The sequence below is a fragment of the Bradyrhizobium sp. SZCCHNS3052 genome (assembly GCF_032484495.1).
In the GTDB taxonomy this organism is placed as follows: Bacteria; Pseudomonadota; Alphaproteobacteria; order Rhizobiales; family Xanthobacteraceae; genus Bradyrhizobium.
Genome location: NZ_JAUETB010000017.1, coordinates 42485 through 58822, shown reverse-complemented (window position 1 = coordinate 58822; position 16338 = coordinate 42485). Strand labels below are relative to the sequence as shown.

15 protein-coding genes are annotated in these 16338 nt (G+C 62.7%); 12 read left to right on the top strand and 3 right to left on the bottom strand.

Going from position 1 to position 16338, the window contains the following annotated elements; genetic code table 11:
* Positions 1–955: 955 nt before the first annotated feature.
* The 6 genes from QX073_RS32095 (at position 956) to QX073_RS32070 (ending at position 4526) form a co-directional block, all read left to right on the top strand.
* Positions 956–1537: a hypothetical protein gene (locus tag QX073_RS32095; protein ID WP_316226961.1), complete on the top strand. Its 582-nt coding sequence runs from the start codon at positions 956–958 to the stop codon at positions 1535–1537.
* A complete protein-coding gene (locus tag QX073_RS32090; RefSeq protein WP_316226960.1) occupies positions 1537–1884 on the top strand; it encodes a hypothetical protein in 348 nt (115 codons plus the stop codon). The genes QX073_RS32095 and QX073_RS32090 overlap by 1 nt, the downstream gene beginning before the upstream one ends.
* Entirely contained in the window at positions 1881–2600 is a 720-nt protein-coding gene (locus tag QX073_RS32085; RefSeq protein ID WP_316226959.1) for a hypothetical protein, read from the top strand. Before QX073_RS32090 ends, QX073_RS32085 begins: the two co-directional genes overlap by 4 nt.
* A gap of 241 nt (positions 2601–2841) precedes the next feature.
* Entirely contained in the window at positions 2842–3006 is a 165-nt protein-coding gene (locus tag QX073_RS32080; protein ID WP_316226958.1) for a hypothetical protein, read from the top strand.
* A gap of 18 nt (positions 3007–3024) precedes the next feature.
* Positions 3025–3798, top strand: a complete 774-nt coding sequence (locus QX073_RS32075; protein WP_316226957.1) for a hypothetical protein — start codon at positions 3025–3027, stop codon at positions 3796–3798.
* Between the two features lie 140 nt (positions 3799–3938).
* Positions 3939–4526, top strand: a complete 588-nt coding sequence (locus QX073_RS32070) for a hypothetical protein (protein WP_316226956.1) — start codon at positions 3939–3941, stop codon at positions 4524–4526.
* A gap of 345 nt (positions 4527–4871) precedes the next feature.
* Here QX073_RS32070 and QX073_RS32065 read toward each other — a convergent pair whose 3' ends face one another.
* Positions 4872–5210 carry a putative quinol monooxygenase gene (locus QX073_RS32065; RefSeq protein ID WP_315753402.1) on the bottom strand — a complete coding sequence of 113 codons (339 nt, stop codon included), beginning with the start codon at positions 5208–5210 and terminating at the stop codon, positions 4872–4874.
* Between the two features lie 489 nt (positions 5211–5699).
* Here QX073_RS32065 and QX073_RS32060 point away from each other — a divergent pair, with 489 nt between their 5' ends.
* The 4 genes from QX073_RS32060 (at position 5700) to QX073_RS32045 (ending at position 10283) form a co-directional block, all read left to right on the top strand.
* On the top strand, positions 5700–6938 hold the full coding sequence (locus QX073_RS32060; protein ID WP_316226955.1) for an FAD-binding protein: 1239 nt from the start codon (positions 5700–5702) through the stop codon (positions 6936–6938).
* Positions 6935–8257, top strand: coding sequence for a glycolate oxidase subunit GlcF (glcF, locus tag QX073_RS32055; protein ID WP_316226954.1), 1323 nt, complete (start codon positions 6935–6937; stop codon positions 8255–8257). Before QX073_RS32060 ends, glcF begins: the two co-directional genes overlap by 4 nt.
* A gap of 75 nt (positions 8258–8332) precedes the next feature.
* Positions 8333–8788: a hypothetical protein gene (locus QX073_RS32050; protein WP_315810767.1), complete on the top strand. Its 456-nt coding sequence runs from the start codon at positions 8333–8335 to the stop codon at positions 8786–8788.
* Between the two features lie 487 nt (positions 8789–9275).
* The gene (locus QX073_RS32045; protein WP_316226953.1) at positions 9276–10283 is read left to right on the top strand and encodes a TorF family putative porin; all 1008 of its coding nucleotides are present in this window, start codon (positions 9276–9278) and stop codon (positions 10281–10283) included.
* Between the two features lie 85 nt (positions 10284–10368).
* On the opposite strand, the gene QX073_RS32040 is transcribed toward QX073_RS32045, so the two are convergent.
* Entirely contained in the window at positions 10369–12129 is a 1761-nt protein-coding gene (locus QX073_RS32040) for an ABC transporter ATP-binding protein/permease (protein ID WP_315825402.1), read from the bottom strand.
* A 322-nt stretch (positions 12130–12451) separates the two neighbouring features.
* On the opposite strand from QX073_RS32040, the gene QX073_RS32035 reads away from it, so the two are divergent.
* Positions 12452–14116, top strand: coding sequence for an L-lactate permease (locus tag QX073_RS32035; protein WP_316226952.1), 1665 nt, complete (start codon positions 12452–12454; stop codon positions 14114–14116).
* Between the two features lie 198 nt (positions 14117–14314).
* Complete coding sequence (locus tag QX073_RS32030) at positions 14315–14674, top strand: META domain-containing protein (protein ID WP_315825400.1); 360 nt, start codon at positions 14315–14317, stop codon at positions 14672–14674.
* A gap of 340 nt (positions 14675–15014) precedes the next feature.
* On the opposite strand, the gene QX073_RS32025 is transcribed toward QX073_RS32030, so the two are convergent.
* Positions 15015–16205 (bottom strand): hypothetical protein, encoded by a 1191-nt coding sequence (locus QX073_RS32025; RefSeq protein ID WP_316226951.1) that lies wholly within the window; start codon positions 16203–16205, stop codon positions 15015–15017.
* Positions 16206–16338: the final 133 nt, after the last annotated feature.

Sequence of the window (16338 nt, the reverse complement as noted above, 5' to 3'; positions counted from 1 at the left end):
ACTCCGCAGACACACGTCCGCATCGCCGCGGCGCATGACGCCCGGATCGTGCCATCGGCACCGCCCTTCGAAACCAAACGAGAGGGCGCAGGGAATGCCGGGTGAAGGCCTCACCCATGGCCCGCCTGCTAAAAAAATGCAGGCGGCAGGTACCACAGGTTCAGCCGATCAACCGGCATTCCCCGCGCGGCGGTCTTAACGCTTATGCGTGCTCGCCCCGGGGATCGGCGTTCTTGTCCCCGTCGCTGGCCCGCCCCGCAAAGGGCACGACCCGCTTGGCCTCAGCACCGGGAGGCCAGGCCCACACGATTTCACGTCCGCGTCGACGTCGTTCGTCGGCATGATCAGATCACGCTGCGACCCGACACGGCCACCGCACCCCCGCCTCGCATATCGTGACGACCGCGCGTACGCCCCTCTCGGTGAGGCGGGATGGGCGTAGTCATACACGATTTCTGTAAAAACGAAAGAGGAAAATTGCGGCGCTAGAGGGAGTTCGGCATTTGGCGTTGAAATAGCTCGTCAAATGAGTCTTTCGCGCAAGGCGACCTTTGCCTCGGCCGGAACTAAATGTGCGGCGAGACGCGCAAAATGGCAAAGGTGATTTGCCCGACGATCCAGCGCATCAAGCGATTGCGCTCGGCCTTAGTCGCGTCTGTTAGTTCATCTCCGCATAATTGCATTGGGCGTCGAAATCCTATTCTCGACGTGACCGGGATTATTTCTTTGTAGGTCTTGCGGAATAGCGCAAGCGGAGGGACCCTTAGAAATTGCTCGCTATGGGCGAGTCGGGCGTCGTCTTTGTCCATTGACTTGTGATCGGCCGCCCAGCAAGTTTGATCCCGGCAAAAGCTCTAAAATATGGCTTTATATCAATTGTTTAACGGGGACCAGCCGCAACGCTTGACAAACATCCAGCGCTTCTCATATATCTCACGTATTAGGAGTGAGATACATGAAGCATCCCCGCATCAGCATGTTTGACCTGGCCGGAATGGATACCCTCTCAGGAGCATCAGACGGCCGGGCCAGCTTTCAGGCTTTGCTCGAAAAGATTCAGATGGAGCCCTCCGCCCCGACCCCCCTGATCATAGATTTTGACGGAATTGCCGTGGCGACCGCAAGCTACCTGCGTGAGGCAATTTTCAATTTGAAAGCCTTTCTCCGCACAGCAGACTCCAAATACTACCCGGTCGTCGCGAACGCAAAGCCGACGGTACTAGAAGAACTCGCAGTGATTGCGGATGCTAGGAACGAGAACGTATTGGTGGCCAGCATCTCGGACGATGGCCGAGTGGAAGATCAGCGCATTGTCGGGCAGCTTGATGCGAAACAGGCGTCGACGTTCGAACGCGTCAAGAGTCTTGGGCGGACCACCGCCGGCGACCTGAATAGAATGTTCGGAAAAGCTGATGGTGTGTCGGCCCCCACTGTTTGGAATAACCGGCTCGCTTCGCTCGCGGCGGCCGGTCTCATTCTTGAGTACACCCAAGGACGCGCTAAATTTTACCAGCCGCTGTTCACGGAGGCTAGTTGATGGGGGCCGAGGAACTTAAAAAGCGTCGTCAGTCGCATGACAAGTATATTGACCGTCAGCGCGTAGCGTTGGCGACATCGGATCTGTTCACGCGTCAGCCCAAAGAGCAGCCCCGTTCTTTCATTGCAGTCGTGGAAAAGGGAATTCAACTCGATATCGGCGGCGAGCACATCTTGCAGGTAGATAAAGGGAAGCTTGTAGGGTGCCTTGGTAACTCGATCCAGTTTCAGACTTCGGCGGCCCCGCCCGATATCTTCCGCGCGATAAGCAGCGGCCCCGGCGTCGCCGTTGGCGAGATAATCCGCGTCAATCCGATTTCCGGCACCATCGAGGTGAAGATCAAATGATTTCACGTCACTTTTATGCGCGCGCCGACGAGACAGTTATTGATGCACTCACGCATGATCCGTACGCGTATCCTGTGGCTCTTGGCTGCCATGCTTGTAGCCATTTGACGCAGTGCGGCGGCCTGTGCCTTAAAGCTCCAGTATTCGACTGTCTCGATTTGTGCTGCAACGATCCTGAGAACTGCACGCGCGTCTGCAGGAAGGCTCCCAGCGCTCGCTTTGTCGATCAACTTCGTGAAATCGACGGATTCGAATTCAGCAACGTTCCGCGCGCGCCTAGAGTAACTCATAAAGTTCAGAAGGACATTGTTCCGCTTGTGTATCACGGAAGCGGCCGTGTTAACATGCTCGTGGGCGATGTGTTTGCGCTTCGGTTGACTGACGTCGTGAACTTCCGTGAGCGGACGCTCAAATTCGCTGACCGAGCATCGCTTTGTAGAGCATACCGAGTTCCTGAGGACGCACAGCTCATATTGAGTGGAGTCAATCAAGATCACCGCATCGAGCCCTGGTGGACCCTTGGCCCTGCGCGGATTGGCCTAATCGAGAAAATGCACCGCATCGGCATTGATCTTGTGACGACGCCGAACTTCAGCGTTGTGCTCGATCAGCCTCGTACCGATGACATGCACGCACTGAAGCGGATATTGATAATTTTTGCAGAGTTCGCGGAGGGGGGGCGTCCCTTGTGCGCTTCATGCCCATGGTCGTACTGAGCGCGATTTTGAACGTTGGGGTGTTGAGTTAGCCGCAAGAACGGAGATCGAAACGCTCGCTTATGAGTTCACCACAGGTCCGGGAAGGCGCGCTCGGCGGCAATGGCATCTGGATCAGCTCGCGGGGCTTGCTAAGAATGCGAGGCGCGAGCTTGATTTGGTTGTTCGAGGGGATCCTGAGGTTATCTCCTTCCTGCGTCCTTACTTCCGCAAAGTGATCTATCTCGAAACGAGTGCGTTCATGAAAGCGCTAAAGCGCCAGCGCGCAGAACGCCAAGGTAACAATGCAATACGTTGGGTTCCGAGCCCGACAACGCCGGGCGAGCCGCTCGATGGGCTGTTTGCGCATAACGTACGCGAACGTGAAGCGTTGTTAAGCGCGCTTCATTTTACCGAGAAGCTTTAGCGGTCTAGGTGAAAACGAGTGGTGCACGTACTTTCATTCGATGTCGTAGAGGATATTGTGCTGGCTTTGGCAGCAAAGAATATCTCCGAAGCTGATCTGCCTTCTATTAAGGCGGCCCATCTCGGGCCGTTAGTGGAGCTTCGACATTCGGGTGTGCAGCTCCAGTCTTGCCGCTGGCTCGATATTGGCAGACATGGCCAGTTAGCCTGCGCACTGGAGTCGGGAGTCAAATGGTTCTCTAACTCGGGTGCTCAAGGGTGCGTGAAAGTTTCGCAAATTACGGCCGATCGACGCTTCTGGACCGAATTTGCAATGCGGGGGAAGAAGGCTGCTACCCAATCTGGATTTGCGGCGGATACTGCCGGCCAACTATTTGCAGCCATTGGTGAGCTGCGCGATAATATCTGCGAACACAGCGAGAATCCCGCGAGTGGCTATTTGATCTACGACGCTGCGCCTGGGCATTTTGAGTTTGTTGTGGCCGATTCAGGTGTAGGTGTCCTAACGAGCTTGCGCAGCCATCACTACTACTCTCACGTTACGGACGCGGGCACTGCGCTAAACCTTGCGCTGAGTGAAGGCGTCTCGCGCCACCATGACGATAGAGGTCGAGGAAGAGGGTTTCGCCCCATTTTCGTCGGCCTCGCGAACGCGAGCGAGCATCTACGCTTTTGCTCTGGTGACCACACGAGAGAGATGATGCGCGCCAAGGACCGCGGGGTCTTGTCGAGCACCCGTCAAAGGGCTCCTCTGAACGGCTTCTTTTGCTCCGTCCGATGCGTGCAAGCTTAAAGGCGCTGGCGCCGTGGTCCAGCCGCGTCTAGGCCAGGCCCTACGCAGCCTTGATCCGGACGAGCTGGCCATGCCGGCGGCTTTAAGCCGCTGTAAGCTTAGGTGTACGCAAACGGCAATCGCGTTGGCGGGAGAGAAACATGGGAATGGTAAGGGCTCGGGTGACAGGGCGTCGCAAGCTGCATATCCATAACACGCTGGAGAGTTTTGCCTACTTCACCAAAGGCGTCGTTGAAGAGAAAATCAAAAACAACGAACGAGACGGTATCGGCTTTGACTACATGACGCTTGGCATCATGCTCGCGTTCGAGTTTGAAGCGAAAGTAAACTTCATGGGTGCTAGGTACGTCAAACCATGGAATGAATTCCAAAAATGGAAACCGAAGCTGAAGCTTGTTTTCAAAACACTCGGCATGGCCGTCGACTGGAATAAACGTCCGTATACTTCGCTTGTCAAAATGAAGACGTTCCGCGACACGATTGCCCACGGCAAGCCGGTTGACGAGTCAGTGGATTACGAAGTCACGGACACGGAGGAGAATATCCGGAAGTCGTTCAACCTCAAGCAGGCGTGGGAACAGTTGGTTACGCATGACGAAATCATGCAGGCCTACGATGATACAGAAGAAGTGTGGAAGGAGATGGTAGCAAAGTCAGGAATAAGCGCCTTCGAGCTTTTGGACCAAACCGAATATGCCATTCAGATTAAGCAACGCCTGAGCAAATAGGGTAAGCAGGGCATAAACGGCTACTATTGCGGCCTAGACCTTTTCGTTAGACGCGCTATAGGCGCAATGTGTTTAGGACGCGACATGACTATTCAGCACGATGTGGTGCGCAAATTGTTGCCGAGTATTGCAGCTGCGGGCAGGGGGTATCGCGATGCACTAATTCCGCACCCTTATCGGTAGGTCGAAATGCTCAAAATCGCGACCAGGAATAATGCACTTGACTGAGGCGAAGCGCAGCGCCGGGCCTTGCCGCTGAATAGCCTCCTCTGACGCGGCCTGTCCCTTCAATAGCAAGAAACGGACAGACCGCTATCCACCCAATCGGATCTCTATGGGCACGGCCTAAATCAGCCCGTACTGCATCCGCTCGCGCCGCGCGAGCAGCGGCAGGGCCTGGCCGGCGATGTAGGTCTTGAAGTGGTCGCTCTCCTGGTGGGCCTTGAACGCGGCTTCGTCGCGGAACAGCTCGTAGAACAGGAACTGCGCTGGGTTGTCCTTGGCACGGGAGATCAGGAACAGTTTTGCGCCGGGCTCGCGCTGCGCCTCGGGCAGGAAGCGCGACAGGATCTCGGCGACGCGGTCGGCTTCGCCGGCCCTCGCCTCCCATTGCGCCACCACCAGCAGGCCGCCGCCGCTGACAGCCTCGTTCACGGTTTTCGTCTCGATTGCATATCCGGTCATGGGGATTGGTCCTCTCGTTGATGGTGTGCGAGGGGATAGATAGCTCGGTTTGTGGGATCGATCCTTCGATCGTGGACGAAGGGTGGATGCAACGTCGGGCCCCCCGGCGGAAGGGCGATGGCGCTTGACGACATGCGGCAATCGCGGCACGAACGCCTGCCCATGAGTTACTCCGTCATGCCCGGGCTTGTCCCGGGCATCCACGTCGGTCCGAGAGCGCCGGACGGCGTGGATGGCCGGGACAAGCCCGGCCATGACGACGCGGGAACAGTTTGGCCCGCCCTTGGCTGCGTCACATGCGATAGCCCTGCAACTCAGCGGAGCTTCGATGCCGCCGGGCACTACGGCGGGGCGTCATGCAGATCGCGTGTGAACGTTCCGTCCGGCCCGCCCTTGTGTCCGGGCCGCAACGCTTTAGAAAGGCCCCAACACGGGTGGCCGCGCGTTGCGCTCGACCATCGTCATCATCAACGAGCGAGGCGAGCAGCGGTGGACGCTCTCAAGGTACGCAACGCAGCCGATGTGGAGGAGGTGGTCCGCTCGGCCATCGCCAATGAGCAGCCGCTCGACGTCATCGGCCATGGCTCGAAGCGCCAGATCGGCCAGATCACCGCGACCAATGCCGTGCTCGACCTCTCGGCGCTGAGCGCGGTGGTCTCCTACGAGCCGAACGAGCTGATCATCACGGCGCAGGCCGGGGCGCCGCTCGCCGACCTCTTGTCGCTGATCGATTCGAAGAGCCAGCAATTCGCGTTCGAGCCGATGGACACGGGACCGCTGCTCGGCACCACCGGCCGGGGCACGCTGGGCGGCATGATCGCGGCGGGGCTGGCCGGTCCGCGACGCATCCGCGCCGGCGGGGTGCGCGACCATCTGCTCGGGGCGCATGCCGTCTCCGGCTTCGGCGAGAGCTTCAAGACCGGCGGCAAGGTCGTCAAGAACGTCACCGGCTACGATCTCTGCAAGCTGCTGGCGGGCTCCTGGGGCACGCTGGCGGTCATGACCGAGGCGACCCTGAAGGTGATGCCGCGGCCGGAGTCGGAGCGCAGCCTGGTGCTGCGCGGGCTCGATGACCTCAAGGCCAACCGGGCCATGACGGCGGCGCTCGGTTCGCCGTTCGATGTGTCCGGAGCCGCGCATCTGCCGGCCTCGACCTTGCGGCCGGAGGTCGCCGGGCTGAGCCCGATCGGCTCGCCGCGCGAGGCGGTCACGGTGATCAGGCTCGAGGGCATCACGGCGTCCGCGGCGCATCGGGCGGCGTCGCTCGCCAAACAGCTCGCGGCCTACGGTGCGGCCGAGATCATCGCGGACGACGCCTCCGCCGATGTCTGGAGCGCCGTACGCGACGTGCTGCCGTTCGCCGCCAACGGCCCGCTCGGGGCCTGGACGGTGTGGCGGATCGTCTGCCCGCCGGTGTCGGGCGGCGCCATCGGGCAGGCCTTGACGCGCCAGACTGGCGGCGAGGTGATCTATGACTGGGGCGGGGGGCTGATCTGGGCCGCGCTGCCGCCGCAGCCCGATGCGTCCGCGGGGCTGGTGCGCAAGCAGGTGGAGGCCGTCGGCGGCCACGCCACCCTGCTGCGGGCGTGGGACGAGATGCGGCTCGCGGTCGACGTGTTCCACCCGCAGCCGCCGGGTGTCGCCGCGCTGGAGGAGCGGGTGCGCGTCTCCTTCGATCCCAAGACCATTCTCAACCGCGGCCGTATCCGGCGGAGCGTTGCGTCATGAAGACCGAGTTCACTTTGGCGCAGCTCGCCGATCCCGACATCGCGGTCGCCGACAAGATCCTGCGCGCCTGCGTGCATTGCGGCTTCTGCACCGCGACCTGCCCGACCTATGTGCTGCTCGGTGACGAGCTCGACAGCCCGCGCGGGCGCATCTACCTGATCAAGCAGATGCTCGAGAAGGATCAGGCCCCGACCGCCGACGTGGTCAAGCACATCGACCGCTGCCTGTCCTGCCTGTCCTGCATGACGACCTGCCCGTCGGGCGTCCACTACATGCATCTGGTCGATCAGGCGCGGGTGCGAATCGAGCAGCGCTACCAGCGCCCGCTGACCGACCGGTGGCTCCGCGCCGTGCTCGCCTATGTGCTGCCGCGGCCGCGCGAGTTTCGGCTGGCGATGACCCTGGCGCGGCTCGGCCGGCCGTTGAAGGCGCTGCTGCCGGCGTCCTCCGCGACGCGAACACCTGCGCCCGGCCTGCTGCGGCGCGTCAGGGCGATGCTCGATCTGGCGCCTGCCGCGGCGCTGCCGCCGCCGGGGCCGGCGGGCGGCAGCGTGTTCGCGGCGCAGGGCGCGCGGCGCGGCCGCGTGGCGCTGCTGCAGGGCTGTGCGCAAGCGGCGCTGGCGCCGCGCATCAACCAGGCCGCGATCAGCGTCCTGACGCGGCACGGCGTCGAGGTCGTGCTGGTCAGGGACGAGCAATGCTGCGGTGCGCTGACCCACCACATGGGGCAGGATGCCGACGCGCTGGCGCGGGCGCGCGGCAATGTCGACGCGTGGACCGCGGAGATGAAACGCGGCGGTCTCGACGCCATCCTGGTGACGACCTCGGGCTGCGGCACCGTCATCAAGGACTACGGACACATGCTGCGCGAGGACCCGCAATATGCGGCGGCCGCGGCCGCCGTGTCGGCGATGGCGCAGGACATCACCGAGTATCTCGCCGGTCTCGAACTGGCCTCCGCCTCTCGGCACGACGACATCGTCGTGGCCTATCACTCGGCCTGCTCACTGCAACATGGGCAGAAAATCACGAGCATTCCGAAAGAATTGCTTTCCAAGTCCGGATTCGTGGTGAAAGATATACCGGAGAGTCATTTGTGTTGCGGTTCGGCGGGGACCTACAACATTCTCCAGCCTGACATCGCGATGAAGCTGCGCGATCGCAAGGTCGCCAACATCGCGACCGTCAAGCCGAATGTGATCGCGGCGGGCAATATCGGCTGCATGATGCAGATTGCCAGCGGCACCTCTGTCCCCGTCGTGCACACCGTTGAGCTTCTCGACTGGGCGACGGGCGGTCCGCGGCCAGGAATGATTTGACGGATGGGCGCGTGCTGACTGCCGGCCCGTCCCGCCGGACGAGCTGATCGAACGGCGGCAACTGGAGGGTTTCTGATGGCGAAGGACAAGAAGGCGAAGAAGGACAAGAAAGAAAAGAAGAAGCTGATGGCGCAGGCCAAGTCAGCGAAGAAGGCGACGAAGAAGTCCGCCAAGAAGGCTGCGAAGAAGTCTGCACCGAAGTCCGCGAAAAAGGCCGCCAAGAAGGCTGCCAAGGCGCCCGCCAAGAAGGCGAAGAAGGCCGTGAAGGCCGCGGCGAAGAAGGCGGCCAAGGCGCCTGCCAAGAAGGCTGCTGCGAAGAAGGCTCCCGCCAAGAAGGCCAAGACGTCGGCCGCAAAGGCTCCTGCCGCGCCGAAGAAGAAGGCCGCCAAGAAGCGGGCTCCCAAGATGGCTCCGCTGGTCGAGACCCCGGCAGTGAACGAGACCGAATCGGCTGCCGAGACCAGCTGGGCGATGCCGAGCGCGGCCCCCGAGGAGCACGAAGACGGCGAGGGGACCGCCTCCGGAAACTGATCTTTCCGGTCCGGATCGTTCTCACCACCAGACGAATTCACATCGGGAGGCCGCGGCGGCAACGCTGCGGCCTTCTCGTTTGTTGCCGGCGCCTGTCGTCTGGCTTCTGGCGTCTGCGTCGGCTCCTAATTGCCGATGGATCTGTTCGTCGGAGCCGTCGCCCCCGCAGATCTACGGCCGGGCGAATCCGACCTCGCTACGCCGTGTCGTTTTGCTTGGGACACCACGATTCCAGCGCGTCGGCACAACCGAATGTGCGTCCTGGCGTGCGTTCGGACACGGAGATTTGTTGTTCAAATGCAACACGCGCTGACTACCTGCCGTAGAATTGTCAAAACGCCCAAAAAGGCGGCAGATGCCGCGCTTTTTTGCTTCACGTGCGGCGAGACCCTGGCACAAATTGTGTCTGGATGACGCAGCCGGTCTTGTTTGCGCCCTGGGGGGCCAAGGTGGGGCAGGCTTTTCGAAATAGGTAATGGGGATCGTCATGAAGAAGTGGGCTTTGCTGGCAACGGCGCTGGCAATGGTTTCGGGATCGGGATCGGGATCGGCTTCGGCGGCGGACATGGCGGTCAAGGCCTATAAGGCTCCGCCTCCGGTCGCGTTCGATCCCTGGGATATCGCGTTCGGCGCGGCGATCATGAACGACTACGTGTTCCGTGGCGTCACCCAGTCGAACCACAAGCCGTCGGTGGCCGCCTATTTCGAGCCGCGCTTCAACGTCAACAAGGACCTGCAGTTCTACGTCGGCGTCGCCGGCGAGAGCATTTCCTTCCCGAACCGCGCTGCTGCCGAGATCGACATCTACGGCGGTGTCCGCCCGACCTTCGGCGCCTTCGCCTTCGACATCGGCGTCTGGGGCTATCTGTATCCGGGCGGGACCTGCTACTACGGCGGTGGCGCCACGACGGACTTCGCCGGCCGCGCCCTGAGCGCCGAGTGTCAGGCCAACACCTTGACGAACTTCAACACCATGAAGAAGGACGTCAGCTTCTTCGAAGTCTACGGCAAGATGAACTACACGGTGAACGACAACTGGACGTTCGGCGTCACCGAATTCTACACCCCGAGCTTCCTGAACTCCGGCGCCTGGGGCAACTATACCTCGGTCACCGGCAAGTGGACCGCGCCCAGCACCACCTTCGGCTCCAGCGGCGTCGGCATGTATGTGTCGGGTGAGTTCGGCCGCCAGTGGTTCGGCACCACCGACAGCTTCTACGGCACCGCGGCCTTCCCGAACGGCATCAAGTACGCCGACTACAACACCTGGAACCTCGGCGTCGGCTTCACCTACAAGGTGTTCACGCTGGATCTGCGCTACTCCGACACCAACCTGTCGAAGGGCAATTGCAACGCCTTCACCGGCGACTTCACCGCCAGCGGCACCACCAACGTCACCCCGATCAACCCGGGTGGCCTGGGCTCGAAGTGGTGCGGCGCCACCGGCATCGCCAAGCTCTCGGTCGACCTGACGGCGATGACCAACCTGAAGTAATCACCGCAAGGCGGATCGAACTTATCACGAAGGGCGGCGGAGCAATCTGCCGCCCTTCTGCTTTGCTGGCGCAGCGGCGCTCGCGTCAACTGCCTCCATCCGCGGTCGCGTCGGCCGCCTGTCCGGCCGGCCGCAGCGAGAACCGGTCGCCATCCCGAATCAGCTCGACCTTCCGATCGTGGAACTCGTGCAGGGTCGAGCGGTGGCCGATCGAGACGACGGTGGTCTGCGGCAGCCGTTCGGCGATGACCCGATAGAGCCTGGCTTCGCTCGGCTCGTCGAGCGAGGCCGTGGCCTCATCGAGGAAGAGATATTGGGGCGCATGCAGCAGCGCGCGGGCAATTCCGAGCCGCTGCTGCTCGCCGAGCGACAGCATCCGGTTCCAGTGCGAGTCCTCGTCCAGGCGGTCCGCCAGTTGCGGCAGACCGACGGCCACCAGCGCCTCCCTGACCTGCTCGACGCTGAAAGCGTCCGCCGCCGCGGGATAGACGATCGCCGCCTTGAGCGCGCCGATCGGGAAGTAGGGCCGCTGCGGCAGCATCATCAGCTTGGCATGCGAGGGCACGCTGATGGCGCCGCTGCCGAACGGCCAGACGCCGGCGATGGCGCGGAACAGCGTCGACTTGCCGGCGCCGGAGGGGCCGGTCAGCAGCGTGCGCTCGTTGTTGCCGATGCTGAACCCGTCGGCCGCGACCAGCGGCAGGCCATTGGGCAGCTTCAGCAGCAGCTGGGCGAGATCGATGCTGTCGCCGGCATGGTCGACGACATCGATCGTCTGCGGCTCGCCCGAGAGCTTGTGCGCGCTCTCGATGGACATGTCGAAGCCGTCGAGGCGGGCGACGGTCGAGCGCCAGTCGGCAAGCGTCCGGTAAGTCGTCACGAAGAACGACAGCGCGCCCTGCACCGTCGAGAACGCGGACGCCGTCTGCATGATGCCGCCCATCTGGATCGACTTGGCGAAGTAGGCAGGCGCAACGAGCACATAGGGAAAGATCACGGCCGCCTGCGAATAGCCCGCCGTGAAGGCCGTCAGCCGCTTGGTCCGGCTCATGATCTGGTACCAGTTCTGCACGACCCGGCCGAAGCGGGTTCCGAGCTGACCTTGCTCGGCGCCTTCGCCGCGCAGCAGCGCGATCTGCTCGGAGCTTTCGCGCACCCGCACCAGGTTGAAGCGGAAGTCGGCCTCGTAGCGCTGCTGCTCGAAGTTGAGATTGACGAGCGGCGAGCCGATCCAATGCGTCAGGATGGTCCCGAAGATCGCATAGATCAGCGCGATCCAGACCAGGTAGCCGGGGATCGCGATGTCGGTGCCGAACAGCTGCAGCGGGGCATCGGTCGACAGCCCCCAAAGCACCACCATGAACGATGCGAGCGAGACGATCGAGCTGAGCAGGCCGATGGTGATGTTCAGCGTCTTGTCGACGAACAGCTGCACGTCGTCGGCAATGCGCTGGTCCGGGTTGTCGGCGATGTCGCCCTTGAGCTGCATGCGATAGTGCGTGGCGTTGTCCAGCCAGCGGCGCAGGTAGACGTCGGTCATCCACCGCCGCCAGCGGATCTGCAGCCATTGATTGAGATAGAGCTGGTAGACGGCCAGGATGATGAAGATGGTCGCCAGTACGGCGAATACGCCGATTTCCCAGATGAAGCTGTTCCAATCATACTGCTGCAGCGCGTTGAAGAACCTGTTCTGCCACTGGTTCACCAGCACCTGGATCGCAACGAGCGACAGTTCGATCGCAATGACGGCGGCGAGGAGGATGCGGCCGGCGACCTTGTCCTCGGAGCGGAAGTAGGGAATGGCGATCCGCCAGACGGTGGCGACGGTCGAGCGCAGATTGTTCACAGAGGGGCTGCTCCTGAGAAAAGGTCTTAACAGGCTGGCGAAAAACGAGAAAATCGCGGTTGGCACCGCCTGCCTAGACTAAAGTCGTAATCTGGCGGGTGGCCGCCGGCTTGTCGGTCGCGTGTGACAAACCGTAGCATGGGGCAGGGGAGAGGGACTGCGACCGCCGCCAGATTTCGCGAGAATTTGAGCAGAGTTGGGCGTTGCGGGTTTTGTGATCTGCTTTTCCGACCTTTGCCAGGCTTGGGGGCCTGGGCGAGCAGACCTGATCCGTCCCGCCGGCCTCAGGTCCAACAACAAGAACGTGGGGGGAGAAGTCACGATGTGGAATCAAATCTACGACCCGTTGGGGAGCCCGGCGCTGTCGACGCTGGCCGCCGCCGTCCCGGTGGTGACGCTGCTGGTGCTGATCGCCAGCGGCAAGGTCAAGGCACACATCGCGGCGATCATCGCCGTGATCCTGACCAACCTGATCACGATCTTCGTCTTTACGATGCCGGCCAACATGTCGCTGCGCGCGACGTTTCTGGGCGTCATCACCGGGTTCTTTCCGATCGGCTGGATCGTCCTGAACGTCATCTTCCTCTACCAGGTCACGGTTTCCACCGGACGGTTCGAGCTTCTGAAGCGCGCCATCGGCGGCGTCACGGAGGACCGGCGGCTGCAACTGTTGCTGGTCGCCTTCTCCTTCGGCGCGTTCTTCGAGGGCGCGTCCGGCTTCGGCACCCCGGTGGCGATCACCGGTGCCGTGCTGATCGGTCTCGGCTTCTCGCCGCTCGCGGCCTCCGGCCTGTCGCTGATCGCCAACACCGCCCCGGTCGCCTATGGCGCGCTGGGCACGCCGATCCAGGGCCTCGCCTCGGTCACCGGTCTCGACCCCTACATCCTCGGCGCGATGGTCGGCCGGCAGCTGCCGGTGTTCTCGCTGATCGTGCCGTTCTGGGTGATCTGGGCGTTCGCGGGCTGGAAGGGCATGAAGGACATCTGGCCGGCGATCCTGGTCACCGGCGTCTCCTTCGCGGTGCCGCAATTCCTGATCTCGAACTACATCAATCCGTGGATCGTCGACATCGGCGCCTCGCTGATCTCGATGGGCGCGCTGATCCTGTTCCTGAAGGTCTGGCAGCCCAAGCAGCTGTGGCTGTCGCCGGCGTTGCGCGGGCGTGACGAATCGGCCGCCACGATGACGGCGGCGAAGCCGCTGGACCGCGCGCCGCTGACGCAAGCCGAGCTCTGGGGCGCACTGCTGCCCTGGATCATCGTCTGCGTTATCATGCTGATCTGGGGCAACGGCGCCTTCAAGGCCTGGGCGAACTCGATCTTCACCTGGAACTATCCGGTGCCCGAGCTCGACAAGCTGATCAACAAGATGCCGCCGGTGGCTGCGAAGCCGACGCCGGAAGGCGCGGTGTTCTCGTTCACCTACCTGACCTTCACCGGCACCGGCATGCTGATCGCCGCGATCATCTCCGGCTTCCTGATGGGTGTCGGACCGGGCAGACTGATCGCGGAATATGGCCGCACCATCCGTCTCTGCGCGATCTCGCTGATCACGATCTCGGCGATGCTCGCGATCGGCACGCTGACCCGGCTGTCCGGCGTCGATGCCACGCTCGGCTTGGCCTTCGCTGCGACAGGCGTGCTCTATCCGTTCTTCGGCACCTTGCTCGGCTGGTTGGGCGTGGCGCTGACAGGATCGGATACGGCCTCGAACGTGCTGTTCGGAAACCTGCAGAAGATCACCTCCGAGCAGCTCGGCCTGTCCCCTGTCCTGATGGCGGCCGCCAACTCCTCCGGCGGTGTCATGGGCAAGATGATCGATGCGCAGTCGATCGTCGTCGCCTCGACCGCCACCAACTGGTACGGCCACGAGAGCTCGATCCTGCGCTACGTCTTCCTGCATTCGATCGTGCTGGCCTGTCTGGTCGGCCTGTTCGTCACCTTGCAGGCCTATGTCTATCCGTTCACGGCGATGGTGCTGAAGTAGCAACACCGGCGGCGACAAACGCCCCGCGCCGTAGCTGCGGCGCGGGGCTTGCTATGTTTGGAACACATTTGTGCGGGAGCCGTGCTGGCGGTCGCTGGGCCGATCGCTTAAGAGGCGAGCCCTGCACGTGATGATGTGTCGAGAGGAACGATGCGAGTAGTGAAGCGAGCTTGCGCCAAACTGGCTGCGGCCCTGTTGATGTCGGCCGTGCCCCTTGCCGCCGCCTCGGCGGAGGAATTTCCCTTCGGCATGGAGATGACGCTGGATGCGCTGCCGCAGCCGGGCTCGAAGCGGGTGCCGGATCTCGACATCGGCGACAACGGTGATGCTGTGCTCGAGCTGTGGTGCAAGGGCGGCAAGGGGCAGTTCTCGGTCGCCGGCAACACCATCGTGTTCATCGCCGGCAAGATCGAGGACCGCAACTGCCCGGTGGCGCGCGCGCAGGCTGACGACGAACTGATCGCGGCGCTGAGCGCGGTGACGAACTGGAAGCGTCAGGGCGACCTGATCATCTTCATCGGACCGAAGACGCTGCGCTTCCGGCTCAACACCAATTGAGCCGAGACGGCCGTTTCCAAAGTCCTGGTGGGGACTGTCGAGGGCTCAAGCTCGAGCATGATGCGTTCCACTTTCCGCATCATGATTTGAGCAAACAGCCTTGCGCACGCTCGCGCTTCCGCAGTGTGCACCCTTGAGGTCTGCCCCGCGGTCACCCTCCCCTGGAGGGGGAGGGTCGCCTCTCATGAGCGCAGCGAATGGGAGGCGGGGTGGGGTGATCTCTCCACGTGCCCCGGTGCCCGCGGCGTCACCCCGCTCGCCCGCTTCGCGCGCGATCGACCCTCCCCCTCCAGGGGAGGGTGGCATCTGAGATCGCGGCGCCATGCCGTCATGGCTCGCCTTACTTCCAGACCGAGTTGTCCGCATCCCAGCGCTTGGCCTTGAAGGCCTTCGCCAGCTCGTCGATGGCGCCGCCATCATCCCGCGTGTCGCCTTCCTCGTCGCCCGAGGATTCGTCCGACAGGATCAGCTTGGCGCTCGAGGCCTCATCGATGGTGGTCGTCGTCGGGCTGCTGATCCAGAGCATCAGCGCGTCGGCGCCGCCCGGCTTGTCCGCCGAGACGAGGCCGGTGACCTCGATGACGTCGGTCAGCTCGAGCGCCGGCATCAGCTGGCTCGGCCGCCTCAACGTCAGCTTCAGCTTGCCGCTGACCGGATTCCACGCCGCACTCGTCGGCTTGGCATTGTAGGTCTTGGCCAGCACGTCGGAGATGGCGCCCGCCAGCTTGTCCTTGTTGATCTTGTCACCGTCGCGCCAGTCGGCCGCCGCAAAGCGGATGGTGCGGTCCATCTCGACCGTGCCGGCGGTCCAGCCGGCAGTGACGACGCCGTTCATGGTCCGCGCCTTCGCGATCAGCGCGCCGGCTCGTTCGGGGTCGACGGTCATGCTGATGGTCTGCTCGCCCGCGCGCAGTGCGTCGCAGCTCACGATGAGGCTCGACAGCGAAACTTCGACGTTCTCGCCCTTCAGGCTCTTGAGGAAGTCGGTCACCGCGTCTAGCTTGAGCCGGACCGAGATCGCCTCGGGCGAGACGTCAGTGAAGTCCTTCGGCTGGGCGCTGATGCCGTCGTCGCTCGACTGGCTCTCCTGGAACTCCTTCTCGCTGACGTCGGAATTGTCGGTCGACGCCACCTCGGTGACGGTCTTGCCGATCGCGATCTGTCCGCGGAACTCGAACGTGTCGCCGGTCGGCTTGCGATTCAGCTTCACCGTGACCGGCTCCTTGGCGCCGTTGCTCTGGGTCGCACCGGTCAAGGTCTGGCCATTGACGGTGAGGCTGACCACGAAGCGGTCCTTGCGATCCGAATTCTTTGCGACGGGATAGCAGACGTCGAGCGTGGCGGCGGTGACGGTCTTGCCCTGGCGCGTCTCCTTCAGGATCACGTCGGCATTGCCGTCCATCAGGCCGTCGATCGCGGTAAAATACCGAGTCTCGTTGGCGGGGGCCTTGGTCCCGCTCTTGCTCTGGGCCCAACCGAGTTCCGGCGCGGCCGCTGCAATCACGGCCAGCGCAAGCAAAATCGCGCGCATCTGAAAATCCTTGTGGGGGCAGAATCGGCTTTAAGCTGTAGCGCCGATTTGCGGTCGCTGCACCCCCGGTGCGGACACTCGGCCAAAAAGAAGGCCGCCCGGAGGCGGCCTTCCTGAATGTGAGATGTCGAAA